This is a genomic window from Aurantimicrobium sp. (genome assembly GCF_036667855.1).
Lineage (GTDB): Bacteria > Actinomycetota > Actinomycetes > Actinomycetales > Microbacteriaceae > Aurantimicrobium.
Genome location: NZ_JAVWTF010000027.1, coordinates 1 through 25398 on the forward strand (window position 1 = coordinate 1; position 25398 = coordinate 25398).

The 25398-nt window shown below is 55.5% G+C and carries 29 protein-coding genes; 6 read left to right on the forward strand and 23 right to left on the reverse strand.

The window, feature by feature from the left end:
* Window positions 1-128: 128 nt before the first annotated feature.
* From RR877_RS06625 to thyX, 5 genes are all read right to left on the reverse strand, one after another.
* Complete coding sequence (locus RR877_RS06625) at window positions 129-1409, reverse strand: extracellular solute-binding protein (protein WP_332551497.1); 1281 nt, start codon at window positions 1407-1409, stop codon at window positions 129-131.
* A 188-nt stretch (window positions 1410-1597) separates the two neighbouring features.
* Window positions 1598-2647 (reverse strand): LacI family DNA-binding transcriptional regulator, encoded by a 1050-nt coding sequence (locus RR877_RS06630; protein WP_280796069.1) that lies wholly within the window; start codon window positions 2645-2647, stop codon window positions 1598-1600.
* 53 nt (window positions 2648-2700) lie between these two features.
* Window positions 2701-4377 carry a ribonuclease J gene (locus RR877_RS06635; RefSeq protein ID WP_332627820.1) on the reverse strand — a complete coding sequence of 559 codons (1677 nt, stop codon included), beginning with the start codon at window positions 4375-4377 and terminating at the stop codon, window positions 2701-2703.
* 70 nt (window positions 4378-4447) lie between these two features.
* On the reverse strand, window positions 4448-5425 hold the full coding sequence (gene dapA / locus RR877_RS06640; RefSeq protein ID WP_110233082.1) for a 4-hydroxy-tetrahydrodipicolinate synthase: 978 nt from the start codon (window positions 5423-5425) through the stop codon (window positions 4448-4450).
* A gap of 26 nt (window positions 5426-5451) precedes the next feature.
* Window positions 5452-6189 carry an FAD-dependent thymidylate synthase gene (thyX, locus tag RR877_RS06645; RefSeq protein WP_110233081.1) on the reverse strand — a complete coding sequence of 246 codons (738 nt, stop codon included), beginning with the start codon at window positions 6187-6189 and terminating at the stop codon, window positions 5452-5454.
* 76 nt (window positions 6190-6265) lie between these two features.
* On the opposite strand from thyX, the gene RR877_RS06650 reads away from it, so the two are divergent.
* The 5 genes from RR877_RS06650 to RR877_RS06670 are packed head-to-tail and all read left to right on the forward strand — an operon-like array spanning window position 6266 to window position 9897.
* The gene (locus tag RR877_RS06650) at window positions 6266-6715 is read left to right on the forward strand and encodes a thioredoxin family protein (protein WP_110233080.1); all 450 of its coding nucleotides are present in this window, start codon (window positions 6266-6268) and stop codon (window positions 6713-6715) included.
* Complete coding sequence (locus RR877_RS06655) at window positions 6705-7241, forward strand: DUF4395 domain-containing protein (RefSeq protein ID WP_277494435.1); 537 nt, start codon at window positions 6705-6707, stop codon at window positions 7239-7241. The genes RR877_RS06650 and RR877_RS06655 overlap by 11 nt, the downstream gene beginning before the upstream one ends.
* A gap of 47 nt (window positions 7242-7288) precedes the next feature.
* Window positions 7289-8191 carry a TIGR01777 family oxidoreductase gene (locus RR877_RS06660; RefSeq protein WP_332627822.1) on the forward strand — a complete coding sequence of 301 codons (903 nt, stop codon included), beginning with the start codon at window positions 7289-7291 and terminating at the stop codon, window positions 8189-8191.
* 9 nt (window positions 8192-8200) lie between these two features.
* Entirely contained in the window at window positions 8201-8695 is a 495-nt protein-coding gene (locus tag RR877_RS06665) for a TrkA C-terminal domain-containing protein (protein WP_110233078.1), read from the forward strand.
* A gap of 2 nt (window positions 8696-8697) precedes the next feature.
* Window positions 8698-9897 (forward strand): cation:proton antiporter, encoded by a 1200-nt coding sequence (locus tag RR877_RS06670; RefSeq protein WP_332619026.1) that lies wholly within the window; start codon window positions 8698-8700, stop codon window positions 9895-9897.
* On the opposite strand, the gene RR877_RS06675 is transcribed toward RR877_RS06670, so the two are convergent.
* From RR877_RS06675 to RR877_RS06730, 12 genes are all read right to left on the reverse strand, one after another.
* Window positions 9860-10768 carry a tyrosine recombinase XerC gene (locus RR877_RS06675; RefSeq protein ID WP_332550705.1) on the reverse strand — a complete coding sequence of 303 codons (909 nt, stop codon included), beginning with the start codon at window positions 10766-10768 and terminating at the stop codon, window positions 9860-9862. The two genes, RR877_RS06670 and RR877_RS06675, sit on opposite strands and share 38 nt — an antisense overlap.
* 15 nt (window positions 10769-10783) lie before the next feature.
* The gene (gene dprA / locus RR877_RS06680) at window positions 10784-11848 is read right to left on the reverse strand and encodes a DNA-processing protein DprA (protein ID WP_332619025.1); all 1065 of its coding nucleotides are present in this window, start codon (window positions 11846-11848) and stop codon (window positions 10784-10786) included.
* 98 nt (window positions 11849-11946) lie between these two features.
* Complete coding sequence (locus RR877_RS06685) at window positions 11947-12270, reverse strand: DUF2469 domain-containing protein (RefSeq protein ID WP_110233074.1); 324 nt, start codon at window positions 12268-12270, stop codon at window positions 11947-11949.
* Window positions 12271-12303: 33 nt separating this feature from the next.
* Entirely contained in the window at window positions 12304-12933 is a 630-nt protein-coding gene (locus RR877_RS06690; RefSeq protein ID WP_332550707.1) for a ribonuclease HII, read from the reverse strand.
* 5 nt (window positions 12934-12938) lie between these two features.
* Complete coding sequence (lepB, locus tag RR877_RS06695) at window positions 12939-13664, reverse strand: signal peptidase I (RefSeq protein ID WP_280796074.1); 726 nt, start codon at window positions 13662-13664, stop codon at window positions 12939-12941.
* Between the two features lie 132 nt (window positions 13665-13796).
* On the reverse strand, window positions 13797-14144 hold the full coding sequence (gene rplS / locus RR877_RS06700; RefSeq protein WP_110233071.1) for a 50S ribosomal protein L19: 348 nt from the start codon (window positions 14142-14144) through the stop codon (window positions 13797-13799).
* A 131-nt stretch (window positions 14145-14275) separates the two neighbouring features.
* Window positions 14276-14971, reverse strand: a complete 696-nt coding sequence (trmD, locus tag RR877_RS06705; RefSeq protein WP_332627824.1) for a tRNA (guanosine(37)-N1)-methyltransferase TrmD — start codon at window positions 14969-14971, stop codon at window positions 14276-14278.
* Window positions 14972-15559, reverse strand: a complete 588-nt coding sequence (rimM, locus tag RR877_RS06710; RefSeq protein ID WP_280806209.1) for a ribosome maturation factor RimM — start codon at window positions 15557-15559, stop codon at window positions 14972-14974. It lies immediately after the preceding gene.
* A 2-nt stretch (window positions 15560-15561) separates the two neighbouring features.
* Window positions 15562-15798 (reverse strand): RNA-binding protein, encoded by a 237-nt coding sequence (locus tag RR877_RS06715; protein WP_110233068.1) that lies wholly within the window; start codon window positions 15796-15798, stop codon window positions 15562-15564.
* A 5-nt stretch (window positions 15799-15803) separates the two neighbouring features.
* Window positions 15804-16370 (reverse strand): 30S ribosomal protein S16, encoded by a 567-nt coding sequence (rpsP, locus tag RR877_RS06720; protein WP_277494428.1) that lies wholly within the window; start codon window positions 16368-16370, stop codon window positions 15804-15806.
* A gap of 170 nt (window positions 16371-16540) precedes the next feature.
* A complete protein-coding gene (locus tag RR877_RS06725; protein WP_332550708.1) occupies window positions 16541-17107 on the reverse strand; it encodes a CoA-binding protein in 567 nt (188 codons plus the stop codon).
* Window positions 17107-18399: an O-acetylhomoserine aminocarboxypropyltransferase/cysteine synthase family protein gene (locus RR877_RS06730; protein ID WP_332550709.1), complete on the reverse strand. Its 1293-nt coding sequence runs from the start codon at window positions 18397-18399 to the stop codon at window positions 17107-17109. The genes RR877_RS06725 and RR877_RS06730 overlap by 1 nt, the downstream gene beginning before the upstream one ends.
* A gap of 100 nt (window positions 18400-18499) precedes the next feature.
* Here RR877_RS06730 and RR877_RS06735 point away from each other — a divergent pair, with 100 nt between their 5' ends.
* Window positions 18500-19015: a hypothetical protein gene (locus RR877_RS06735; protein WP_332550710.1), complete on the forward strand. Its 516-nt coding sequence runs from the start codon at window positions 18500-18502 to the stop codon at window positions 19013-19015.
* Window positions 19016-19018: 3 nt separating this feature from the next.
* On the opposite strand, the gene msrB is transcribed toward RR877_RS06735, so the two are convergent.
* From msrB to ftsY, 6 genes are all read right to left on the reverse strand, one after another.
* A complete protein-coding gene (msrB, locus tag RR877_RS06740; RefSeq protein WP_280800507.1) occupies window positions 19019-19423 on the reverse strand; it encodes a peptide-methionine (R)-S-oxide reductase MsrB in 405 nt (134 codons plus the stop codon).
* Window positions 19424-19455: 32 nt separating this feature from the next.
* Window positions 19456-20301 (reverse strand): ABC transporter permease, encoded by an 846-nt coding sequence (locus RR877_RS06745; protein ID WP_277494423.1) that lies wholly within the window; start codon window positions 20299-20301, stop codon window positions 19456-19458.
* Between the two features lie 31 nt (window positions 20302-20332).
* On the reverse strand, window positions 20333-21394 hold the full coding sequence (locus RR877_RS06750) for an aliphatic sulfonate ABC transporter substrate-binding protein (RefSeq protein ID WP_332550711.1): 1062 nt from the start codon (window positions 21392-21394) through the stop codon (window positions 20333-20335).
* 46 nt (window positions 21395-21440) lie between these two features.
* A complete protein-coding gene (locus tag RR877_RS06755; protein WP_332550712.1) occupies window positions 21441-22286 on the reverse strand; it encodes an ABC transporter ATP-binding protein in 846 nt (281 codons plus the stop codon).
* A 151-nt stretch (window positions 22287-22437) separates the two neighbouring features.
* Complete coding sequence (ffh, locus tag RR877_RS06760; protein ID WP_332550713.1) at window positions 22438-23991, reverse strand: signal recognition particle protein; 1554 nt, start codon at window positions 23989-23991, stop codon at window positions 22438-22440.
* 12 nt (window positions 23992-24003) lie between these two features.
* Window positions 24004-24816 carry a signal recognition particle-docking protein FtsY gene (ftsY, locus tag RR877_RS06765; protein WP_332550718.1) on the reverse strand — a complete coding sequence of 271 codons (813 nt, stop codon included), beginning with the start codon at window positions 24814-24816 and terminating at the stop codon, window positions 24004-24006.
* Window positions 24817-25398 lie beyond the last annotated feature (582 nt).

Here is a 25398-nt window from a genome sequence, read left to right on the forward strand (position 1 = left end):
TGTCTCAAGAGACTAGCGAGACGAAAAGTCGACCGCAAGAAAGAGAAATCCGGTGCGATGCCGCGGACGACACCGCACCGGATTAATGCCTTTCAGTGTGGTGAGGCTAAAGCCTCATCAGCTACTGGTTATGGCTTGTTCTCTTCGTAGTACGAACCGATTGCCTCGCGGTACTCAGCAGGAGTGGTGTTACCTGCTACGAGGTCGATTACGGCAGCCTTCAGGATGTCGTAGTAACCGGATACGGGCCAGTCAGGGTAGAAACCAAGACCGTTGTCAGCAACGAGCTGCTGGAAGAGAGGCAGAGTGATGGCAGTGGTTGGGTTGTCACCGAGCTCAGTTGCGAGCAGTGGGAGACCACCGTTGTTTGCCATGGTGTTCTGTGCCTTGGGCTGAAGAGTCAGGTTGATGAACTCTGCAGCGAGGTCAGGGTTCTTACCCTTTGCAGGGATAACCCAGATGTTTCCAGCAGAACCGGTCGATACAGCGTTACCAGGGTTGAGGATCTTGCCCCAGGTGAACTTAGCTGCACCAGCAACGGTTCCATCCAGCCAGGTACCACCAGGCATGAAGGGAGAAGTACCGCTGGTGAATGCTGCGACTGCGTCGTCAGCGGTTGCACCAGAAGCGCTCGATGCGATGTAACCCTTCTGGGTCCAGCTCTGGATCTGCTCAGATGCCTGAGTGAATGCTGCGTCGTTGAAGTCAACTTCACCGTCGAAGAACTGGTAAGCGTTTACCCAGTCGTTGTCAGCCTTGTTCAGGGTCAGGTTGTATGCGAGGTGCACGAGCATGTAGTCAGCTGCTGCGATAGGAGTGATTCCTGCAGCAACGAGCTTTGCGAATGCAGCTTCGAGGTCAGCCTGGCTCTTGAGAGCAGTTGCGTCGATACCGTTTGCGTTCAGAACGTCAGCGTTGTAGAACCAACCTACGTACTCACCGTAGGTAGGAACACCGTAGAGGTCTCCGTTACCCATGAGGCCGTCGGTGTAGCGTCCAACCTGCTGTGCAGATGCGGGGAGGAGGTCAGTCCAGCCGTACTCAGCTGCGTAGTCCTCGAGGTTGAGGAGCAGACCAGCCTGTGAAGCTGCACCAGCGGTACCGTTACCCTTGTTCCACTCGGAAAGGTCAGGTGCCTTGTCAGAGTCGAGGATGGAGTTACCCGACTTCTCGATCTGTTCCCAGGTCTTGAACTCGAAGTTAACGGTTACGTCAGGGTGTGCAGCCTTGAACTCGTCGAGAGCCTCAGTCCATGCGATGTACTGTGCGGTGTCTTCACCGGAGTACCACCAGACGGTGAATGTCTTGCTGTCGTTACCACCAGCGGCACAACCCGAGAGGGTGCCGAGGGTGAGCGCACCTGCAGCAACAGCTGCGGCGACGCGGAGACCGCGCTTGCTTACCTTCATGTGTAATTACCTTTCTCAGTGGTGACCAATTTGGCCACGCAACTTCTTTGGTGCTTCCAGGTTGACGCGCATCGTCGACGCGCGTCGATACAGAGAAATCTACCTAACACAATGAGGGTATGTCTAGCCCGGAATCACCGTTTCGCCGTTTCGTAACCGAATCGTGATTCAAGGGGTAATTTGTTCCCTCACCCGCGTAATTGCGGGGCAGGACCAGTACTGCCCCGATCAAAGAACTGAGGCTGCGTGAGGTTTTGAAGTACAGACTTTTTATCCCCATTGAGGCGGGCGATCAAATACTGGACTGCCATGCGTCCAAGTTCGGGACCATCCACGTTAATGGTGGTCTGAGCAGGAACAGTCATATTCGCTGCTTCATCTGAGAGACCAAAGCTCAACACTGATAAATCTTCTGGAATCCGAATTCCCCGTGCTCCTGCAACTTCTAATGCACCAATAAAGGCCGGTTCATTGAAGCCGATAATGGCGGTGATATCTGGTTGCTCTTGCAATAACTCCTCGAAGGCCTGGCGACCAGCACGAATAGTGGGCTTGGGGTGCTTGATGGTCACGTGGACGCCCGCACGCTGGGCAACCTCAATAAGAGGCTTCTCCGTGCGAACTACAGGCCCATAACCAGCTTCAACCAATTCGCCGCGCATAGAAATCACACCAATATTGGTGTGCCCCAAGTCAGCGAGGTGATGAATGGCCATTGGGCCCCATTGCGAAAAGTCCGCGTCAACATATGTCAGATCTTGCGAGTCGTCTGTTCGACCGATGAGGCAGAAAGGTGTTCCACTCTCTCGGAGTACTTCTACTCGAGGATCCTGAGAACGGACTTCCATGAGAAGAACACCCTCAACAAGACCCTGGGCAACAATTTTCTTGAGCGACGCAGTGTCTTCTACCGCGTTGGGCCACAACAGTAATTGATAGCCGTCTTCCGCGGCAGCTTCAGCTGCAGCTTCGACATACTCAAAGTCTGTCTCGCCAAAGCCGCGCTCCCCCACGGGGAATAGGAGTGCAAGCAATCCAGACTTCTTACTTGCCAGCGCTTGCGCCATGGCGTTGGGGACGTAGCCCAACGTCTTCATTGCCTCTTCGATGCGCTCGCGAGTGTCCTCACTGATGGGACGAACGCCAGTTAAGGCATAGCTGACTGTGCTCTCGGAAACACCAGCCATGCGCGCAACATCAGCACGCGTAGCTTGTTTGGGCTTCTTCGTTGAGGACACATCTGTAGCCTAAACGAATTCATCGACACGCGTCGACTACTTATTCGATGAATTTAGGCTTCGATTACGAGCGGAATAATCATCGGACGACGACGGTAGCTCTTCGAGACCCACTGCCCCACCGTGCGACGAATGACCTGCTGCAATGAGTGCGCATCACGAACACCGTTGTGAGCGGCTTCTTGCAGTGCTTTGGCAATCGCGGGCTTGATCTCATCAAACACAGCGTCGTCTTCGGCAAAACCCTTGGCGTGAATCTCAGGCCCCACAATGATCTTGCCGGTGGCAGGATCCACGACCACGATGATGGAGATGAAGCCTTCCTCAGCGAGGATGCGACGGTCCTTGAGGTCGTTATCGGTGATCTCACCCACGCTGGATCCATCCACATAGACGTAACCAATATCGAGCTGGCCGACTACGCGGGCAATTCCACCCTTGAGATCAATGACAGTTCCGTCTTCACCCAGGATGGTGCGGTGTGCATCGACACCTGAATCAATCGCCAGGTTGGCGTTGGCTACCAAGTGACGGTATTCACCGTGCACGGGGAATACGTTCTTGGGTTGCAAGATGTTGTAGCAGTAAAGCAGCTCCCCTGCCGCTGCGTGACCTGAGACGTGCACCTTGGCGTTGCCCTTGTGTACGACCTTGGCACCCAACTTGGTGAGTCCATCAATCACGCGGAAGACGGCGTTCTCATTTCCGGGAATCAAGCTTGATGCCAGAATCACCGTGTCCCCGGGACCGACCTCAATTTGGTGCTCGAGATTAGCCATGCGGGCAAGCACCGCCATGGGTTCACCCTGGGAACCCGTGGACATATAGACCAGACGATCATCAGGAAGCTCTGCTGCCTTCTTGGCATCAATGATGGTTCCTTCCGGAACCTCCAGGTAGCCCAGCTCTGCCGCGATGCCCATGTTGCGCACCATCGAGCGCCCCACGAAGGCGACGTGGCGTTCGTTCGCGACGGCGGCATCCAGCACCTGCTGCACGCGGTGCACGTGCGACGAGAAGCTCGCCACAATAACTCGGCGCTTAGAACGGTGAATCACGCTCTCCAACACAGGCCCAATGTCACGCTCAAGCGGAGTGAATCCAGGAACGTCAGCGTTGGTGGAGTCGGGCAGGAACAGATCCACGCCTTCTTCACCGAGACGTGCGAATGCACGCAGATCGGTGAGACGACCATCAAGGGGAAGCTGGTCCATCTTGAAGTCACCAGTGTGCAAAACAAGACCCGCTTCGGAGCGAATGGCCACGGCCAACGCATCAGGAATGGAGTGGTTCACGGCAACGAACTCGAGCTCGTAGGGACCGAACTGTTCCTTATCGCCTTCCTTAACCTGCAAGGTGTAGGGCTGAATCCGGTGCTCTTTGAGCTTGGCTTCAATGAGTGCCAAGGTCAGTCCTGAGCCCACCAGAGGAATGTCATTCTTCAAACGAAGCAGGTACGGGACAGCGCCAATGTGGTCTTCGTGACCGTGCGTGAGCACGATAGCCAGAACGTCATCCATGCGGTCACGGATGTAGCTGAAGTCAGGAAGGATGAGGTCCACACCAGGCTGAGTCTCTTCAGGGAAAAGAACACCACAGTCCACGACAAGGAGCTTGCCGTTGAGTTCATAGACGGTCATGTTGCGACCAATCTCCCCCACTCCTCCGAGTGGGACAACGCGCAGCGTTCCGTGTTCTAGTGCAGGTGGGTCAAACAGTTCGTTAGGCATATTCCTCTTACGAGCATGGATCGAAACGATCCGTATTCACGCCCTGGCGGTTGCCCTGACGAGTGTGGCGCTACCTGGTAGTGCCGGCGATTTTGGGCAATGCTCCGCCAGCGGCGGCATTGCGGTCTGGGCGGAAGTTAGAGAAGTCCACACCAGCGATGGGGCCGACGAGAGAGATCTCGTCTTCGATCTTGGCTGCTTCCCACTCTTCTGGACCAACCAGAGGAAGGCGCACGCGTGGGCTGCCGATGCGGCCCAGACCGTGCAGAACATACTTGGCAGCAACAGTGCCAGGTACGTGAGTCATGATGGCACGAACCAGAGGCTCGAGAGCCTTGTGCTCTGCAGTAGCTGCAGCAAGGTCGCCGCGGTTTACTGCATCCACCATCGCACGGTAGGGAGCAGGAGCAACGTTGGCAGTGACACCAATGAGACCTGAAGCACCGATGGCCATGTGAGGAAGAACGTTAGCGTCATCGCCAGAGAAGTAGAGCAAGTCAGTCTGGTTCAGCACACGGCTGACTTCACTGAAGTCACCCTTGGCGTCCTTGACCGCAACGATGTTCGGGTGCTTGGCCAAGCGAAGGATGGTTTCGTACTGAATCTGAATACCGGCACGACCTGGGATGTCATACATGATGAACGGCAGGTCCGTTGCGTCAGCAACCATGCGGAAGTGTGTGAGAACACCAGCCTGGGTGGGCTTGTTGTAATACGGGGTGACAGCCATGATGCCGTCGGCGCCAGCCTTGGCGCTCTTCTTCGCCAGTTCAATAGCGTGAGCGGTTTCGTTAGAAGGACCACCCATGATGATCTTGGCGCGGTTACCCGCAACCTTCTTACCAACCTCAACCAGCTTGACCTTTTCGTCGTCAGTCAGGGTGCTGGTTTCTCCAGTTGTACCCGTGACCACAATGCCGTCAGCACCGTTGGAAATGACGTTGTCAATGTGCTTTTCAACGTCGTTCCAGTCCACTTCGCCATCGGCGGTGAAAGGAGTTACGAGCGCGACAAGTACTTGTCCGAAGGGGTTTTCTGGATTGGCCACAGATAAAGCGTACTGAAAAGCCGTGATTACGGCGAAACGCGGCCGTGCTCGTTGAATGCCGCATAGGTCAACGGCATGAGCTTGGCCCACTCGTCTTCCATCTTCTCAGCAACCATTTCAATCTCTCGCTGAGGGAATGAAGGGAAGTGAGTTCCTTCACGCTTGGTGCGCAGGGAAAGGAAGTTCATCAGCGAACGAGCGTTCATGGTGACATACATCGAGGAGTAGGTCGCAACGGGAAGTACACCACGAGCTACTTCACGAGCAATGCCAGCTTCGAGCATGCGCTCGTACTCTTCATACGCAACAGTCACAGCACGTTTGGTTGCTTCCTGCGTCAGAGCAGTCTGCTCTGCAGTTCCTGGAACGAAGTCATAGGCGCCTGGCTTACCTACCTGAATCAGGTTGCGGTCAGCAGCTGGCACATAGAAAACAGGGTTCAGTTCGCGGTAACGAGCAGACTCTTCGTTGTAGGAGGCAATGCGGTGACGCATGAACTCACGAAAAACAAAGATGGGCGCCTGGACGTAGAAGGTCATCGAGTTGTGCTCGAAAGGAGAACCGTGGCGATCACGCATCAGGTAGTTGATTAGACCCTTGTCGCGCTTCTCATCCTCTGCACGAGACTCAGGAGTGTGCATGGACTCTTCAAGAGTCTGCTCTCCCTGGGTCGACACACGTGCAGCAAAAAGCACATCGGAGTCGTGGGCGCTCGAGCGCACCAATTCAACAGTTACATCTGAACGAAATTCAATCTCAGCCACGGGTAAAACCTTACCCGTCGTCACGTTACGTCACACTCGGCACGGCGGGGTTGAAGAGAAATAGTCTGTAATAACTATGGATCTTTCGCTCGTTCTTCTGCTGCTCGGCGGCCTCATCGTGGTGTCCACTGCGTTGGGCTTGCTGATCAAGGCGGCAGAAGGCCGAGTGAAGAAACAGGATGGCCTCACTCGAATCGACCCTTCAACCCTCGGTGAAGGGATCGAGTTCGGAAAAATCGGAACACTGTTGCAGTTCAGCTCCGAGTTCTGCACCAAGTGTCCTGGCACTCGGAAGTACCTCGAGCAGGTGGCGAAAGATCATCCCGGTGTCACCCATGTTGATGTTGATCTGACCAACCGCCAAGACTTGGCTCAGCAGTTCAACATTCTGCAAACCCCTACCACTTTCATCCTCGATGACAGCGGCGCTATTGCCGCTCGCATCGGAGGATCGCCCCGCCCCGAAGCAGTTACCGCTGGTTTGGAAATCGCTATCAAGAGAGAGCACGACAGCTATGTCATCTAACAAGCCCAACCCCCTCGCAGCTCAGCCCGGCACCAAGGGCATTGACCCTCGTGGTCCCCGCTTTGGTGCCACCATCACCTTGATCACCCTCACCGTTGAGTTGATCTTCCTCCTCTCCAATCCAGAGGCTCTTTCCAGCAGCAACACACTGGCTCAAAACTTCGCCACTCCTGCGGGAATCCTTCTCACCTACATCACTGTCATCTTTGCCATCGGCGCATTCGCCGGTATCGGCAAGCACCCCTATGGCGCTATCTTCAAGGCACTGGTTCGTCCACGCCTGTCCGCTCCCACCGAGCTCGAAGACCCCAAGCCGCCCACATTCGCTCAGCTGATCGGCTTCATCATCACGCTGGCTGGACTTGTCTTTGCCGTCCTCGGCATCACGACCGGTGCGATTATTGCCGTGGCATTCGCTTTCGTCGCAGCGTTCCTGAACTCCGTATTTGGTTACTGCCTCGGCTGCCAAATCTATGTGTTGCTGGTGCGCGCCGGTATCGTGGGACGCGGAAGCGCTTCCGCCTAACTCATTCACTTTCGAGCCACGGCCGCTTCCACATATTGGAGGCAGTCGTGGCTCGTTCGTTAACGGTTCTCATTGCTGGTGGCACCGGCATGATCGGTACTGCCCTGACCACAGAACTCGAACAGGCAGGTCACAAAGTTCTCCTGCTCTCTCGAACCCCTGGTGCTCAGCGCATCGTCTGGAACCCTGAGTCAACTCCGCTCGACCTCGATTCCATCGCCGCAGAACACGGTCCAGTTGATGTCATTGTGAACCTGGCAGGTTCCACCATCAGCAAGATGCCATGGACCGCAAAAACCAAGAATGAGATTCTCTACTCTCGCTTGTCTTCAACAAGCACGATCGTGGAAGCAATCGAACGAGCCAAGAAGAAGCCCCGCGCACTCATCAGCGGTTCAGCCGTGGGCTTCTATGGCGACCGGGGCGATGAAGTTCTGACTGAGTCCTCTGCCCGCGGTGACGGATTCCTCGCGGACGTTGTGGTCTCCTGGGAAGCAGCAGCAAAGCCTGCAGAAAAGCACACACGTGTTGCTTATGCTCGCACCGGCTTGGTGCTCGGCAAGAAGGGCGCCTTGGGACCGCTCCGGTTATTGACCTCGTTCTTCGTTTCCGGCCCGCTTGCTGGCGGAAAAGACTGGTGGCCCTGGATCAGCCTGCGTGATGAAGCCCGCGCACTGGCGTTCTTGATTGAGCACGACATCTCAGGTCCGGTCAATCTTGTTGCCCCCACGCCAGCAACCTCAGGAACGCTGATGAAGGCACTGGCAAAGCTCCTGGGGCGCCCCTATTGGTTCCCGGCTCCGGGTTTTGCTCTCTCTCTTGTTCTTGGCCAAGCAGGTCGTGAACTGCTGCTTTCCAGCCAAAAGATCACACCTGAGGTTCTGTTAAGTTCAGGTTTCACTTTCCTCGATAGTGACGTATCGGAAGGTCTGCAGTCTGCTCTGAGATAACGTGGAGGTATGGGTGTACGCATCGAAAAAATTGACCTCCCTGGTTTCGGAGTTCGTCACGACGTCGTGACACAAGCCGGCCAGCACATTGGTGTCCTCAGCTTCCGCGACGGTCACCGTGAAGTTGCTCTTTATGACCCCGAAGACCCGGATGCCATCCTCGGCTCCGTCGCCCTCACCGGTGATGAAGCTGCAGCACTCTCTGACCTCCTCGGTCACGCTGCCCTGCTGAGTCAGCTCTCTGGCTTAGGTAATGGCACGATCGGACTTTTCACTGAGCAACTCGTCCTACCTTCTGACTCCCGCTTCTTGGATCGCCCCCTCGGTGATACTCAGGCTCGCACCAAGACCGGTGTTTCCATCGTGGCGATCTTGCGCGGCAAGGACGTCATTGCCTCCCCCACACCATCAGAAATCCTTCGCATGGATGACCTGATTGTTGCAGTGGGAACTCGCGAGGGTCTCGACAAGCTCGACAAACTTCTGGCGCACAGTCAGGTTTAGTAATGCACGACGAGACCTGGATGCTGATTGAGGTAGGAGCATTGCTCCTGGGCCTCTCTCTGCTGGGGCGCCTCGCCATCAAATACGGCCAATCCCCAATCCCGCTCTATATGACGGCAGGGTTAGTTTTTGGATCGGGAGGCCTGCTCCCACTTCATGCCAGTATCGACTTCCTCAGCTCCGGAGCTGAGCTTGGAGTTGTGCTGTTACTTGTCATGCTGGGATTGGAATATTCACCCACTGAGTTAGTGGGAAACCTGAAGTCATCTGCCCGTGCAGGAATTTGGGATGGTCTTCTCAATGCCGTTCCGGGTGCCGTCTTTGCACTGATCCTGGGCTGGGGACCTATTGCAGCACTTGTCATGGCAGGTGTGACATGGGTTTCTTCTTCGGGAGTGATCGCCAAAGTATTGCGAGACCTCGGGCGTCTTGGTAACCGCGAAACCCCCATTTTGCTGTCTGTCTTGGTTCTCGAAGACCTCGCGATGGCCTTCTATCTACCCATCCTTTCTGCGGTAGTCATTGGCGCAAGCCTGCTCGAAGGAGCCATTACAGTTGCTATTGCTGTGGGCTCTGTCACCGTCGTCCTTTATCTCGCTGTGCGCCACGGTAAGAAGCTCTCCCGCATATTCCACTCAGAACAGCCTGAAACCCTCCTGATGGGTGTCTTGGGCTTGACCATGCTGGTGGCTGGACTTGCCTCAGAAGTGCAGGTTTCTGCGGCAGTTGGCGCCTTCTTGGTTGGTATTGCTCTCTCTGGTCAGGTTGCTCACAACGCCGAAAAGCTACTTGCTCCGCTGCGTGACTTGTTCGCCGCAATCTTCTTCGTCTTCTTCGGCCTCACCACAAACCCAGCAGATATTCCTGAAGTCTTCTTCCCCGCCCTGATTCTTGCTGCGGTCACTATGAGCACCAAGGTGCTCACCGGTTATTTGGCCGCGAAGAAAGCAGGCATTGGTCGCCCTGGTCGTTGGCGTACAGGTGTTGCTTTGATGCCTCGTGGTGAGTTCACCGTCATCATTGCCGGCCTTGCTGTTTCTGCCGGCGTTCAGCCACTGATTGCACCTCTGGCTGCGACCTACATGCTCATCACGGTGATCTCAGGACCTGTCCTGGCGCGCATCACCGACACCGCCTGGTTCAAGCAGCAGATGAAGAACGCAGCTAAGCGCGAGGGTGCGCTTGCTGGTAGCTCGAAGTAAGTCGTTCCATCGAGACGTGGGTATAAATCTGCGTCGTGCCCATGCTGGCGTGGCCGAGCATCTCTTGCACGATTCGCAGATCAGCACCACCATCTAATAGATGCGTTGCTGCGGTGTGGCGCAGTGCATGTGGACCTGCGGGACCACTGCCACCTAACGGCTCTAGCAATGATGCAACAAGCGCATAAACAGCACGGGTACTGAGCTTCCCACCACGTGCTCCCACAAAGAATGCTGTGGTTGCAGGCTTCCCCTCAACCAAAAGCTTCCGCGACCTAGTGAGGTAATCCGTCAAGGCAGATGCTGCAGGAATACCAAAGGGAACTACTCGTTCTTTAGAACCTTTACCCATCACGCGCACTGTGAGGCGATCGAGATCCACATCCCCCATACTCAAACCCACCAGTTCTGACACGCGAAGGCCTGAGGCATAGAGCAATTCAATAATGGCGAGGTCACGCAGTGCGAGGGGCTCGCCCTCACTTGCTCGCTCGACTAAACCTTCAAAGATCTCATCCAGTTGTGGCATCGAGATGACGCGAGGCAACGAATGCTCTGCCTTGGGCGACTTCAGACGTGCTCCCGCATCATTTTCAGAGATCTCCTGCCTTCGCATCCACGCTGTGAAGCTGCGCACGCTTGCCGAGCGACGAGCAAGGGTTGTTTTGCTCAGCCCTGATTGTGCTGATTCATAAAGCCAGTCACGAAGAAACTCCAGAGTGATCCCATCGAGGCTCTTCACATTCCTTCGTTCGGCGTAGTTTGCAAGATCTCGAAGGTCCGAGGAGTAGGCCTTGATGGTGTGCTCGGAGTAGCCACGCTCAGCGCCCAGATAGGCGATGAAGCCGTCTAGGGCACTCTCAAGCTGCATACGTTCAAGGATGCCTCACTCTTCAGCTTCTGCAAGCTCTGACTCGCTCAGAGCAGGTGGCTGACCTGGCAGAAGTTCCAACATCTCCGACGCCGTCGTGACGCAGACGGCGTCATATTCACGCAGTAATCGATGGCACCCAGCAGATGACGCACTGGTCACCGGCCCTGGCACAACACCGAGGGGCCTGCCCAACGTTGCGGCATGGTTTGCAGTGTTGAGCGAGCCTGAACGCCATCCTGCTTCCATCACCACAGTTGCCTGGGCAGAAGCAGCAATCAACCGATTGCGGAGCAAGAAGCGCCACTTAGTGGGCGCATAGCCACAGGGGGCTTCCGCCAACACGAGACCGGTCTCAATGATGCGTCCCAGCAACGCATCATGGCCGCTGGGATAGAACCGATCGACGCCACCAGCGAGGAATGCCATGGTTGTGCCACCGACAGCAAGTGCTGATCGGTGCGCCATTCCGTCGATGCCATACGCGGCACCAGAAACGATGGCCACTCCTGTTTCAGCAATGGCAGAGACCGTTTCCATCGTGACGTGTTCGCCATACCCCGTGGAGGCACGAGCGCCCACAATTGCCAGTGAGTTCTCAAACTGTTCCAAAGAAGAGCGCTTCCCTCTTCCCCACAACACCAGGGGTGCATGCATGCCGAGATCATTCAAGCCATCAGGCCACAGTTCTTGTTCAGGGGTAATGAGAAATGCCCCCAACTTGGCCGCATGCGTCACCGCATTGAGCGCATCACCTGAGCTCAATCGTGGGTGCCAGCGAGTAATCCCCTCAGCCAAGTCCTCAGTGAACTGTGAAGGATCCCATTCGAGCTCATCAAGATCCTCACACTGCGCAATGATTTCGTCGGCACGTAATCGTTCGATCAGGAACTGAAGTGCCAGTTGCGGCCCGAAGAGGCTGATGAGCCGTCCGGCGACTCTGTCGCCCGGCTCAACCAACGTGCTCCAGGCAGCACGAGCAAAACCCAGGGCAATCTGTTCGGATTCTAAATCTTCTGGCAGCACCTGCCGCATACTCTCTTCAACGGCCAGGCTGGGCAAACCACAAATTGTTGTCATGATGACCTCCGCAGGGAATCATCGCGATAGAGCTCAGCGTCAGTGCGCCAACGACACAACTGTGTGATTCACTCGAGGTGCTTCACAACTGTGGAGGACTACTCGTCGAGAGCAAGTTCCTTGGGCAACTCGAACTCTTTCGACGAGAGTTCCTCGACGTTGACATCCTTGAAGGTGAGAACGCGCACGCTCTTGACGAAGCGGTCGGCACGATACACATCCCAGACCCAGACATCGTTCATGGTGAGCTCAAAGTAGAAGTCGTGTTCTGCGTCGATGCGCTTCACGTCAACCTCGTTAGCGAGGTAGAAACGACGTTCTGTCTCGATGACATAGGAGAACTGACCAACCACGTCACGGTATTCGCGGTACAGCGCAAGCTCGGCCTCGCGGTCGTAGTCGTCGAAGTCTTCTTCATCCATGGTGAGTCAATCCTACGTCTAAGAGCTGGGGACTTATTTCACCCAGCTGGCACGGTGATAGGGAGTCAACCCAATGGTCTTGATGGCTTCCATATGGACTGCCGCGCCATAACCCTTGTTGGATGCCCAGCCATATTCAGGGTGCTGTGCATCTAACGACACCATGAGCTCATCTCGGGTCACCTTGGCCACGATAGACGCGGCTGAAACCACTGCGCAGTCTTGATCTGCTTTGACACGAGTCGTGACCTGAAGTTTGCTGGAGAGTGCTGGGTTCAACCAGTCATGCGCTCCATCGAGAAGGACCGTTGCCTCCCCAACGGGAACACCTGCCTCATGCAATGAAATGAGCGCTCTGCGCGCAGCGAGGCCTAAACAGGCTGTGATGCCCAGTTCATCAATCTCAGCCGCTGACGCCTCCCCCACGGCCGTGGGAGCCCACTGCTTAACTTCGGGGAACAAGCTGATGCGCTTCTTCTCAGATACCAGTTTGGAATCTCGAAGCCCTGCAGGAAATTCAGTCACACCTGGACGCAGTGCACACACCCCGACCATAACCGGACCAGCCATGGCGCCACGGCCCACTTCATCAATACCAATGATCAGTGTTGCACCAGAAGCAAAGAGTTCTTGCTCAACGATGAGTGTGGGTTCAGCTGGCATGAGTGTTACTTGGAAGTAGCAGGTTCAGGGACGTCTGCAAAGACTTCTGGGTAGTTGGAGAGCCAACCCCAGTGACTCATCGGCCAGCTCAGCACAAAGGCGCGGCCCACAACATTGTCCATTCCTACGAATCCGCCACCGGGCTTATCGGTGTTGTAGCGAGAGTCTTTGGAGTTGTAACGGTTGTCGCCCATCACAAACAAAGAACTCTCGGGCACGGTGACATTGAAGTCAATGGCAGAAGCTCGAGTCTCCCCTGCCGGGATGGTGATGTAAGGCTCAGTGATGGGAACGCCATTGACCATGATCTTGCCGTCAGCAGAGCAGCACTGCACAGTGTCCCCGGGCAACCCAATCACACGCTTGATGAGGTGATCATTGCTGTCAGGCGAAGCCAGTCCGAAGAGGGACAATACCCACTCGGTGCCCGCCTGGATTCCTGTGACCTCCACGGGAGGTCTGGCAGGAAGCCAGCCACCTGGATCTTTGAACACCACGATGTCGCCGTGATCCACAGCAACAGCTTTAGGTACGAGTTCGTTGACGATGACACGGTCATCAATCATGAGGGTTTGTTCCATCGAGGCAGAAGGGATGAAGAAGGAACGAACCAAGAATGTCTTCACCAAGAAAGAGACCAGGATGGCGATGCCGAAAATCACCAGAACGTCGCGAAGAAACAGCAACACCGAACGCATCGGGGCACGTCGTGCTGGTGGTGCATCTGTCATGAATCTGAATCTTTCTTCTACTTCTCAAGTTTAGGTTGCCGATTCCGACAAAAGCCTGTGTGGCAGATATGAAACACCGCAGGGAAAACAAAAGACCCCCGAGCGAATCGGGGGTCTATTGGACAAGTCGACTTAGAAGTCGCGCTTCTCTTTGATCTTTGCCTTCTTACCGCGGAGGTTGCGCAGGTAGTACAGCTTGGCGCGACGTACGTCACCACGTGAGACGAGCTCGATGTGGTCGATAACGGGCGAGTGTACAGGGAACTTACGCTCCACACCTACCTGGAAAGAAACCTTACGAACAGTGAAGGTCTCGCGAACGCCTTCACCGGAGCGACCGATAACAACACCCTGGAAAACCTGGATACGAGAGCGGTTACCTTCGATGATGTTTACGTGAACCTTTACGGTGTCACCGGCGCGGAATTCTGGAATGTCGCTACGCAGCGATGGTGCGTCTACAGCGTCAAGAATGTGCATGATTTATCTCAATCTGTACAAGCCACAGGTCTCATACGTGAATGATGAAAAGAATTGTGCAGTGTTGTAAGTCTCAGTGCCCCCTGTGGCAGGGTAAGACCAACGGCACAAGGTTCAATTGTGCCAGAGATTTACTCAGGAAGTAAATCGGGGCGAACTGCCTTGGTGCGTTCGAGCTGCTGTTCGTGACGCCATGAAGCAATTGCGCCATGGTTTCCTGAAAGCAATACAGGTGGAACTTCCAATCCACGCCATTCGGCGGGCTTGGTGTAGCTGGGATATTCCAGCAAACCGTCTTCGTGGCTTTCTTCCACCAGCGACTCAGGATTGCCCACCATGCCAGGGATCAAGCGGCCAACGGCTTCGATCATGGCCAGAGAAGCTACTTCCCCACCGTTCAAGACATAGTCACCCAACGAAATGGGACGAACTCGAATACGAGTGGCGAAGTGATCACTCACGCGCTGATCAATACCTTCATAACGACCACAGGCAAAGATGAGCTGCTCTTCTTCTGCCAGTTCTTTGGCCACTGCCTGCGTGAACTGCTCGCCTGCCGGTGAAGGCACGATGAGGACAGGGTTCTTGGAGCTTTCTGGGTCTGCCAGGATCGCATCCAGGGTGTCACCCCAGGGCTCAGGCTTCATCACCATGCCGGCGCCACCACCATAGGGAGTGTCATCGACGGTGCGGTGCTTGTCTGTTGTGGCGTCACGCAGGTCGTGCACGCGAGTGTCAATCAGACCCGACTGGCGAGCCTTGCCCAGAAGCGACACATCGAGAGTGCCGAAGAACTCCGGAAAGATTGTCACGATGTCGATACGCATTTAGGCCTCGGTTGAATCCTCAGCGGGAGCGTCATCATCATCCTCAGGCAGCTCTTCAAAGAGTCCACCAGGAGGAGTGAGAGTGACAATGCCCTTCTCAATGTCCACTTCAGGAACAATGGCCTTCACAAAAGGAACCATGACATCGCCGTTGGCGGTCTTGATAACCAACAGATCTTGTGCGGGGAAGTGATCTACGCGAGCAACCGTTCCCACTTCGACACCGTCACGCACAGCCTTGAGACCAGTGAGCTGGTGGTCATACCAGGCTTCAGGGTCTTCAGGCAGGACACTGGTGTCGTGCTCCACCCAGAGAATGGCCTTGATGAGGGACTCAGCCGCCGTGCGGTCAGGAACGTCCTTGAAGAAGGCAACGGGGTGTGAGTTGTACCAGCGAAGTTCAATCAGTTCAATGTTCTTGCCATACCAGGGAGATTCTTCCGGCACCTGAACAGAGAAAATGGCCCCGGGCACAAAGCGCTTCTCGGGCTCATCGGTATAGAGCTCGACCTTGATAGCACCTTTGAGGCCGTGGGCCTTGGTGAGACGACCGACGCGAAGTTGGGTCTGTCTAGATTCAGCGGTCACGTTTAAGCGTCGGTGTCGACGACGTCGACACGAACGTTGCGACCATCAGCCAGGGCGTTCACAACAGTGCGAATGGCCTTGGCAGTGCGGCCTGAACGGCCAATAACGCGGCCAAGGTCCTCGGGGTTCACATGAACCTCGAGGACCTCACCACGATTGTTCGAACGCACAGCAACCTTCACGTCATCGGGGTTCTCTACGATGCCCTTGACGAGGTGCTTGACTGCTGATGCGAGCATGTTGGTTAGGCCTGTTCCTCGCCAGCTGCTTCTTCAGCAGCCTCAACGATTTCCTCAGCCTCGGCAACAACCTCAGCTGCTACCTCTTCAACAACAGCTTCAGCTACAGCCTCTTCGACGATTGCTTCTGCAACTGCCTCGACTACTGCTTCCTCAGCTGCGGCCTCTACGACGGCTTCTTCAGCAGCTTCAACAGCTGCCTCTTCCTTCTTAGGTGCCTTCTCAGTCTTTGGGACGAGAACGGGCTTCTTCTTGGTGTCGACAACGAATGCAGCCTTAGGCTCAGCAACCTTGATGGTGCTCTTTGCATTCTTGTCACCCTTGAAGATTCCCCAGTCACCGGAGAGCTTCAGAAGTGCTTCGACCTGCTCGGTTGGCTGTGCGCCAACGGAGAGCCAGTACTGAGCACGGTCTGACTTGACCTCGATGAACGAAGGGTTCTCGGTGGGGTGGTACTTACCGATCTCCTCGATAACACGACCATCGCGCTTGGTGCGCGAGTCTGCTACGACGATGCGGTAGTAAGGCGCGCGGATTTTACCCATGCGCTTCAAACGAATTTTGACAGCCACAATTCTCCTGTGAGTGATGTGTAGTGGATGAACTGACGACCGTGAGCGTGGGGGCACACTCGGTACAAGCTCTAAGGGATTCAAGTCATATCTGATTAGAGGGTCGGATATGAATCAAACTCGACTTCCTATTCTGGCAGGTTTGACCAGCTTTTGGCTAATCGAGTGGCTTAGCGGTGGAGTTTTTTGGCAGTAATCACGCCCGTGTCAAAGCCGAGCAGGTGCAATCCACCGTGGAAGCGGGCGTGCTCCACCTTGATGCAGCGGTCCATCACCACAGTGAGGCCCTTTTCTTCACCATAGCGAGCTGCTTTTTCGTTATAGATACCGAGCTGAACCCAAATTGTCTTGGCGCCGATAGCGAGCACATCATCGATGACAGCCGGGATGTCGCTGCCCTTGCGGAAAACATCCACGATGTCTGGAACTTCTGGCAGTGACGCGAGATCTGGATAGACCTTCTCCCCCAGGATTTCGTCGGCATTGGGGTTGACGAAATAAACCCGGAGATCACTCGAGGACTGCAGGTAAGTGCCCACGAAGTAGCTGGAGCGTGCAGGGTTGGGAGATGCGCCGACGATCGCCACAGACTTGGCACCGTTCAAGATGCGCTGACGAGCCTTCGCATCGGGACCAACCCAGGTGCGCTGTGACTTCAGGAGCTTGGCCAACGGAGAGTTTGCGGGCAGTTCGCAACTCAAACCATTGGCGAGCTGGGCATTGATGACGTCAGCCATTACTTTCCCTCCACAGCTTTGGTGAGTGCCTGATCGAGGTCGTAGATGATGTCTTCGACGTCCTCGATACCCACAGACAAGCGAACAATGCCGGGCAGAACACCCGCATCCAGCAGTTGCTGATCGGTGAGCTGAGCGTGCGTGGTGGAAGCAGGGTGAATCACCAGTGTCTTGGCATCACCGATGTTTGCAACATGGCTGGCCAGATCAACCGACTCAATGAACTTGCGTCCCACGTCACGGCCACCCTTGACCGAGAAGCTAAAGACAGAGCCAGGACCCAGGGGCAGATACTTCAGACCGCGCTCGTAGTGCGGATGGCTGGGCAGACCTGCCCAGTTCACGAACTCGATACGGCTGTCTTGTGCCAGCCAGTTAGCTACTTCGCGAGCATTGTCGATGTGTGCCTGCATGCGATAGGGCAGGGTCTCCACACCCTGAGCAAGCGTGAAAGCAGACTGGGCAGACAGCACAGGCCCAATGTCACGCAGCTGTTCTGCACGCAGACGGGTCAAGAAGGCATATTCACCAAAGTTGCCACCCCAGGTGAGACCACCATAAGAAGCAACCGGCTCGTCAAAGAGGGGGAACTTGTCGGTATTCCAGTCGAAACGACCAGATTCCACGACAACACCACCGAGAGTTGTGCCGTGTCCACCCAAGAACTTGGTTGCTGAGTGAATCACCACATCTGCACCCCATTCAATCGGGCGGCACAAATACGGTGTGGCAATGGTGGAGTCAATGATCAAGGGGATGCCATGAGCGTGAGCAACCTCTGCAAGTCCCTCGATATCTGCAATCTCACCAGAAGGGTTTGCCACCGTCTCTGCATAGATCAGCTTGGTCTTGTCGGTAATCGCCGCTGCGTAGTCTTCGGGGTTTGCCGACTGCACAAACGTGGTCTCCACACCAAAGCGACGCAGCGTCACATCGAGCTGAGTGATCGACCCACCGTAGAGGTTGGCAGAGGAGACAATGTGGTCACCCTGACCGACGAGTGAGGCGAAGGTGATGTACTGCGCAGACAGTCCACTGGCTGTCGCGACAGCACCGAGACCACCTTCCAGACTTGCGACGCGCTCTTCAAAAGAGGCAACCGTGGGGTTCGACACACGGGAGTAGATGTTTCCGTACTTCTGCAGGGCAAAGCGCGCTGCCGCATCTGCGGTGTCGTCAAAGACGAAAGCACTTGTTTGGTAGATCGGTAGCGCACGCGCACCCGTGGTCGAGTCGGGGATATTTCCTGCGTGGATAGAGCGGGTTTTAAACCCATATTCGCGATCTGCCATGCCTCCAGAGTATTCAGAGGGCGTGAAATCTCCATGTTGTCGATGTCATAGAGCGTCATATGAGCGACCGGGGAATCTCAGTCTCAGCGAGAATAGAAATATGGAACAAACCCGCTACCAAGTTCGCTTCGATTGGGCTGCCGCTGGCGCCCATGCGATTGGCACAGATGCAGACGTCATTGTGTGGGTTGATGCTCTCCCCGAGCCTGGTTCAGAGCTTGACCTCAGCGCTGTCCCCCAAGGCCCTGCAGTTGTTCTCACCGACCTGAGCTCTGCCCACGCCGTTGCCCAGTGGGTGATTGACCTGCAAGTGAAACTGGCCAAGCGCATTCTCATTGCTGTCGTTGCTGCAGGATCAACTCGCAACGGCCAGCTCCGGGTCACTACCGAAGATCTTCTTGCAGCAGGCGCTGTGATCGACCAGCTTGCAGCACTGGGCTTGGACGCAACATCTCCCGAAGCCGCTGCTGCTGAGGCCGCCTATCGTGGACTAGCGCGTGCAACCTCACACTTACTCACTGCCGTCGCCACGACAGTTACAACTGCGCCTCAGCCAGAACAGCTGAAAGTTAATGCTGCCCTCACGGCAGCTGACGTGCGGGTTGCCCGCGCGTAAGGACTAGTTGTCCTTGGCCTCGAAGTTCAACGAGATCGAGTTCATGCAGTAACGGTCACCGGTTGGGGTACCAAAACCGTCGGGGAAAACGTGCCCCAGGTGTGAACCACACTTGGCACAGAGAACCTCAGTGCGTTCGATACCGAGAGAAAGATCGGGGCGAAGCTCAACAGCTTCGGGGCGAACGGATTCATAGAACGAAGGCCACCCACAACCAGAGTCAAACTTGGTGCCAGCAGTAAAGAGCTCGTTGCCACATGCCTTGCAGGTGTAAACGCCAGCGCGGTCCTCGTCGAGGAGTTCACCAGACCATGCACGCTCAGTTGCTGCTTCGCGCAGGACGGCGTATTCCTCAGCAGAAAGCTCTGCTTTCCACTGGTCTTCGTTCTTCTCTACTTCGTAAGCCATGGTGAAAGTCTAGAGCTCTTCGTCACAGTGGGCTAAGCCCAACGACGAACAGCCCACTTCTCAAACAAGCCCAGCAGTGCATCGGTCGTCTTGCCAAAGACGGCAAGAAGAATGATGGCCAGAATGACACGGTCTGTGCGGCCATTATTTTGTGAATCAAGCAAGAGGAATCCGAGGCCGGCAGAGGACGCAATCAACTCTGCCGCAACAAGGAACAGCCACGATTGCGCCAAAGCTAGACGCAAACCTGAAATGACGGAAGGAACAACTGCAGGCAGTTGCACGGTGGTGAAGAGCTGAACACCGGAAAGCCCGAAAGCTCGGCCAGCTTCAACGAGATGCTTGTCCACGTGGCGCAAAGCAGCGGCAACAGTTGTGTAGACGGGGAAGAAGGCACCAATGGCAATCAGGGTGATTTTGGACTCTTCACCAATCTTGAGCCAGAGCAGCAACAAGGGCACCCATGCAAGGGAGGGGACGGCGCGGATAGCGCCGAACGTTGACCCGAAGAAGAAGTCCCACACTCTTGCCAAACCAACGATTGCGCCAAAGAACAAGCCCAAGCTGGCGCCGATAGCGAAACCGATCAGTACTCGCTGAACAGAGATGCCGATAAATGGACCTAGCAGACCACGCTGTATCAGATCAACACCAGCGAGCCACACCATCTCGGGCGAGGGAAGCTGGCCCACGGTGAAAATACCGAGGCTGGAAGTGAGTTGCCATGCCAACAAGATGGCAATCGGCAGGATGGAGCTGATGAGGAGTTGACCTCCTCGGGTGGAAGTAAAGCGAGCACGACGAACCGATCCCCCACCCTGACGGGCAGCCTTACCCCTGGCTTGTGCCCTAGGTGTGAGATCGGTCGTCGTGCTCATGCTTCGTATTCCTTGTGTTTACTCAGGCGAATTACTTCGCTTCAGCAGCCTCGGTAGCCTTCACATCAATGTTCTTGTAGGAAACCTTGATGAAGGTGGTGTCGTAGAGAGTCTTGAGAGCCTCGTCTACCTGTGCCTGAGTAGCTACGTCTCCGTTAGCAACGAAAACCTTACCGATGGTCTTGAGCAGCTTGGTCTGCTTCTTTCCAGGGATGGGGTTGATGTCGATGACGGTGCGCTCGGTGATCACTGCCTTAGCGACAGGAACACTCAAACCAGAAGCAGCTGCAAGAACTGCGTAGGTTGCGTCAGGGTTAGCAATCGCGTACTGGCGAGCTTCTTCATAGACGTTGGTCACAACCTGAGCGATGTCTGGGTTCTTCTCGAGGAAGGACTCAGTTGCGTTGAGGAAGCCGTAGCTGTTGAAGTCCACGTTGCGGTAGATCAACTGTGCACCTTCGGTCTCAGCACCAGCCAGGATAGGGTCAAGACCTGCCCATGCGTCAACGGAACCGTTGAACAGTGCAGTCTTACCGTCAGCGTGAGCCAGGTTCTGAATGGTCACAGTTGCGGGGTCAACGCCAGCCTCGTCCAGAGCCTGAAGCAGGAAGAAGTAGGGGTCAGTACCCTTCTTTGCAGCAACGGTCTTGCCTTCGAGGTCAGCTACATCCTTGATCTTGGAGTCTGGACCCACGGCAAGTGCTGCCCACTCTGGCTGGTCAAAGATTTCGATGGTCTTGATGGGCGAACCGTTAGAACGAGCCAACAGCGCAGCAGAACCAGCGGTCGAACCTACGTCCAGTGCACCAGCAAGAAGCTTGGCGTTTGCATCAGCAGAGGACAGTGACTGCACCCAGTTGACCTTGATGCCAGTCTCTGCGAGTTCTTCTTCAAGCCAGCCGTAGTTCTTGATCAGCAGCGAGAGTGGGTTGTAGGTCGCGAAGTCGATGTTGAGGGTTTCGCCGGTGTGGTCGATAACCGCAGAAGCCTCTTCAGTGACAACAGGCTTAGGCTCGCTCGCGCAACCGGTCAGAACCAGTGCAAGTGCAGCAACGCCTGCTGTAACAGAAGCAAGTAGTGATTTATTCTTCATGGTGTGTTTTCGTATCTTTCGTATTTTGTGATGTGCACAGGAAGTTTTAGATGCTGAACGTGCTGGTCGTGTGACGATCAACACCGAGTCCTTCGAGCAGATGAGCCCTGAGTTCAGCAAGTTCAGCGGAGCCACGGTCGCGAGGTCGGCCACCGGGAACTGTCACGAGTTCTGCGATGGTCGCACCGGGCTCCCCGGGCATTCGTCCCAACAAGATGACGCGGTCTGCTAGCTGTAGTGCTTCATCTACGTCGTGGGTTACAAGAAGAACAGTCGTAGGAGCTGCTGCATGGATATCCAAGAGTAGATCCTGCATCTTCAGACGAGTCAGTGCATCCAGTGCTCCGAACGGTTCATCCAGGAGCAATACACCTGGGTTACGTGCGAGTGCACGTGCCAACGAGGCACGCTGAGCCATACCGCCCGAGATTTCACGTGGACGGTGGTTGGCCGAAGCAGTCAGACCGACAAGATCCAGGAGCTCAGCAACTCGGGCTTCGCCTTCTGCCTTGTCAGCGCCGTGTGGAAGTCCGAGGGCAACGTTTTGTGCCACAGAACGCCAAGGAAACAAACGAGGTTCCTGGAAAGCGAAAGCGGAACGAGGATCAATACCTTCAACCGGGGTGCCATCAATGCTCACGTTTCCGGTGAAACCAGTGTCGAGGCCGGCAGTGATGCGAAGCAGAGTGGACTTACCGCAACCGCTGGTGCCGAGGATGGCAACAAGCTCACCGGGCTTAACCGTGATGTTGATATCCCGAAGAACAACACGAGGCTCAGCAGACTCACCTCGACGGGTGTTGGTTGCAGCAAAGCTACGTCCAACACCGTCGAAGCGCACCTCAAACGCTGTGTTGGTCACAGCGTGAGGAGAAGTCGTGGAGGAGGCCATGTCTCGAGATTACGGAGACCACATAGCCACCCGCGAACTCAAAAGAAACGTGACGTAACTGAGTTACGTCACATTACGTTGAAACGAAAAAATCCCCGTATTTACGGGGATTTCTCGTGCGTCACAAAGTGACGAAGTGTGTAATCAAGCCTTAGCCTTTACCCAGCATCTTCTGCAGAGCTTCGAGCTCTTCAGGGCTGGGGCCGCCTGATGCGCCCTGGTTACCTAGTCCAAAACCGCCACCGTTACCGGGCTTAACTCCCCCAGCAGCCAGTGCAGCATTCTCTGCAGCACGCTTGGCAGGGTTTCCAGACTTGGAACCCTTCTTCTTGGCTTGCTGCTTCTTGCCACCGTGACCCATTGCACCCATGGGACCCATGCCAGGAATTTGTGGCATTCCACCCTTGGCTACGGTCTTCATCATCTTGGCGGCTTGCTCAAAGCGGTTGACCAGTGCGTTCACATCGGTCACGGTCATGCCCGAACCCTTGGCAATACGCAGACGACGCGAACCGTTGAGCAGCTTGGTGTTCTGACGCTCTGCCTTGGTCATCGACTGAATGATGGCTTCGGTGCGAACAAGTTCTTTTTCGTCGAAGTTGTCCAGCTGTTCCTTCATGGCGCCTGCGCCAGGAAGCATGCCGAGCATCTTCTTCATGGAGCCCATGTTCTTGAGCTGCTGCATCTGCTTGAGGAAGTCCTCAAGGGTGAAGGAGTCTGTGGCGAACTTCTCTTGAAGTTGAGCAGCTTCCTTCTCGTCGAAGGCTTCCTGCGCCTGTTCGATCAGGGTGAGAATGTCACCGAGGTCGAGAATACGGCTGGCCATACGGTCTGGGTAGAAGGGCTCGAAGTCATCGAGGTTTTCACCCGTGGACGCGAACATGATGGGACGTTCGGTCTCAGAGACCACAGAAAGCGCAGCACCACCGCGGGCGTCACCATCGAGCTTGGTGAGGACAACACCAGTGAAGTCCACACCCTCTTGGAAAGCCTGAGCGGTTGCAACGGCGTCTTGACCAATCATGGCGTCAATGACGAACAGAACTTCATCAGGGCTAGTGGCCTTACGGATATCCGCGGCCTGCTTCATCAGTTCTGCATCAACACCCAAGCGACCGGCGGTGTCAATGATGACCACGTCGTATTGCTTATCGTTAGCGAACTTGATCGAATCCTTGGCAACCTTGACGGGGTCTCCTACGCCATTTCCCGGCTCAGGTGAGTACACAGCTACACCGGCATTCTTACCGACCACCTCGAGCTGCTGAACAGCGTTGGGGCGCTGAAGGTCACAGGCGACCAGAAGTGGGGTGTGCTTGTCCTTGGCGAGGTATTTCGCCAGCTTTCCCGCAAGGGTCGTCTTACCAGCACCTTGCAAACCAGCAAGCATGATGATGGTTGGTGGCTTCTTAGCAAATTCCAGACGACGTTGTGCTCCACCGAGGATAGTGACGAGCTCTTCGTTCACGATTTGAACAACCTGCTGAGCAGGGTTCAACGCCTTGTTGACTTCATCGCTGAGGGCACGTTCTCGAACATCGCTGGTGAACTTCTTCACCACGTTGAGCGAGACGTCGGCGTCCAGCATGGCGCGACGAATCTCGCGCAGTGTGCCGTCTACATCAGCGGGGGAAAGTTTTCCCTTGCCGCGGAGGTTTTTGAGGGACTCAGTAAGACGCGTGGAGAGTGTGCCGAAGGTTGCCATAACCCCTCTAGCCTAGCCAACGAGCTGGGCTGCGAAGGCGTGTGGCGTGAAGCCCATCAAGTCATTGATACCTTCGCCGTTACCCACGAGCTTCACAGGGATTCCCGTGCGCTCTTGAACAGCGAGCACAAAACCCCCCTTGGCAGAACCATCGAGCTTGGTCAAAACCAAACCGGTTACTCCTGCGTGCTCGAGGAAGGCTTCTGCCTGTGAAAGACCGTTTTGGCCCGTGGTGGCATCTAAAACGAGGAGAACTTCAGAAATTGGGGCCTGCTTCTCAATCACGCGGCGGATCTTGGAAAGCTCATCCATCAGACCGCTCTTGGTCTGAAGACGACCAGCGGTGTCAATGATGACGATTTCAGTGCCCTTATTGATGGCCCACTCAATGGTTTGATAGGCCACAGCTGAAGGGTCTTGGCCTTCCATCTGTGGCTTGACAACATCTACCCCGGCACGCTCAGCCCAGGTGGCGAGCTGGTCGACTGCAGCAGCACGGAACGTATCTGCTGCACCGACCACGACGCTCTTGCCTGCGTTGGAGATGTATTTGGCCACCTTGCCAATGGTGGTGGTCTTACCCACACCGTTGACGCCCACAACCAAGATCACAGCAGGACGTTCGCTGAGCTTGAGGGTGGTGTCGAACTTGTTCAAGCGATCTTCGATTGCTTCACGAAGCAAACGAATGAAGTCTTCAGGATCGGTGGTGCCAAACTTTGCCACGTTGGTGCGCATGACCTGTATGAGTTCATCGGTGATATCTGGACCAAAGTCAGCAGCGAGGAGAGTTTCTTCGAGCTCTTCCCACATATCCTCGTCGATAGCGGCGCGACGTGGAGCTTTAGCTACCGGCTTTGCCTTTTCTGGCTTTGCGGCAACAACCGGTGCAGGTGCAGCTTCTTCGACGATCGTTTCTTCACGGACCTCGTGAACGGGTTCAGGCTCAGGCTCAGGCTCAGGTTCAGGTTCAGGTTCAGGTTCAGGTTCAGGTTCAGGTTCTGGGACAACCTCGGGCTCAGGAGTTGGCTCTGGGAGAACATCTGCAATTGGCTCGGGAAGAACTTCTTCCGGTTCTTCAGCAGGCGTTGCAACCGGTTCAGGCTTGGTCTCAACAACCTTGTGGGCAACAGGCTCAACAACAGGTTCTGCAACCTTGTCAGGCTTGGGCTTCTTCTCTGCCGTGGGTTTATCAGCTACAGGCTCTGGAACAACTTCACGTTCAACTTCCTCATTGCGAGGAAGCGAGGGAACATCGTCAAAGAAGTCATCGACTGTCTCATCGGCGTCTGAGCGCGCAAAAAGCCCTTTGAGCTTGGCGCCTAGCGACCAGCGTGATTTTTCAGCCATAGATACAGCGTATTAGGCGCCTTGGAGATACTGTGCCACGACGTGGGGAACGTAGGG

Bases quoted from the DNA above. Each gene is read 5' to 3' on its own strand.
- RR877_RS06625 (WP_332551497.1), bottom strand. From the start codon at position 1,409: ATGAAGGTAAGCAAGCGCGGTCTCCGCGTCGCCGCAGCTGTTGCTGCA.
- RR877_RS06635 (WP_332627820.1), bottom strand. From the start codon at position 4,377: ATGCCTAACGAACTGTTTGACCCACCTGCACTAGAACACGGAACGCTG.
- RR877_RS06650 (WP_110233080.1), top strand. From the start codon at position 6,266: ATGGATCTTTCGCTCGTTCTTCTGCTGCTCGGCGGCCTCATCGTGGTG.
- RR877_RS06655 (WP_277494435.1), top strand. From the start codon at position 6,705: ATGTCATCTAACAAGCCCAACCCCCTCGCAGCTCAGCCCGGCACCAAG.
- RR877_RS06665 (WP_110233078.1), top strand. From the start codon at position 8,201: ATGGGTGTACGCATCGAAAAAATTGACCTCCCTGGTTTCGGAGTTCGT.
- RR877_RS06670 (WP_332619026.1), top strand. From the start codon at position 8,698: ATGCACGACGAGACCTGGATGCTGATTGAGGTAGGAGCATTGCTCCTG.
- RR877_RS06675 (WP_332550705.1), bottom strand. From the start codon at position 10,768: ATGCAGCTTGAGAGTGCCCTAGACGGCTTCATCGCCTATCTGGGCGCT.
- dprA (WP_332619025.1), bottom strand. From the start codon at position 11,848: ATGACAACAATTTGTGGTTTGCCCAGCCTGGCCGTTGAAGAGAGTATG.
- RR877_RS06685 (WP_110233074.1), bottom strand. From the start codon at position 12,270: ATGGATGAAGAAGACTTCGACGACTACGACCGCGAGGCCGAGCTTGCG.
- RR877_RS06690 (WP_332550707.1), bottom strand. From the start codon at position 12,933: ATGCCAGCTGAACCCACACTCATCGTTGAGCAAGAACTCTTTGCTTCT.
- lepB (WP_280796074.1), bottom strand. From the start codon at position 13,664: ATGACAGATGCACCACCAGCACGACGTGCCCCGATGCGTTCGGTGTTG.
- rplS (WP_110233071.1), bottom strand. From the start codon at position 14,144: ATGCACATTCTTGACGCTGTAGACGCACCATCGCTGCGTAGCGACATT.
- trmD (WP_332627824.1), bottom strand. From the start codon at position 14,971: ATGCGTATCGACATCGTGACAATCTTTCCGGAGTTCTTCGGCACTCTC.
- RR877_RS06715 (WP_110233068.1), bottom strand. From the start codon at position 15,798: ATGCTCGCATCAGCAGTCAAGCACCTCGTCAAGGGCATCGTAGAGAAC.
- RR877_RS06725 (WP_332550708.1), bottom strand. From the start codon at position 17,107: ATGGCTGACGTCATCAATGCCCAGCTCGCCAATGGTTTGAGTTGCGAA.
- RR877_RS06730 (WP_332550709.1), bottom strand. From the start codon at position 18,399: ATGGCAGATCGCGAATATGGGTTTAAAACCCGCTCTATCCACGCAGGA.
- RR877_RS06735 (WP_332550710.1), top strand. From the start codon at position 18,500: ATGGAACAAACCCGCTACCAAGTTCGCTTCGATTGGGCTGCCGCTGGC.
- msrB (WP_280800507.1), bottom strand. From the start codon at position 19,423: ATGGCTTACGAAGTAGAGAAGAACGAAGACCAGTGGAAAGCAGAGCTT.
- RR877_RS06745 (WP_277494423.1), bottom strand. From the start codon at position 20,301: ATGAGCACGACGACCGATCTCACACCTAGGGCACAAGCCAGGGGTAAG.
- RR877_RS06750 (WP_332550711.1), bottom strand. From the start codon at position 21,394: ATGAAGAATAAATCACTACTTGCTTCTGTTACAGCAGGCGTTGCTGCA.
- RR877_RS06755 (WP_332550712.1), bottom strand. From the start codon at position 22,286: ATGGCCTCCTCCACGACTTCTCCTCACGCTGTGACCAACACAGCGTTT.
- ffh (WP_332550713.1), bottom strand. From the start codon at position 23,991: ATGGCAACCTTCGGCACACTCTCCACGCGTCTTACTGAGTCCCTCAAA.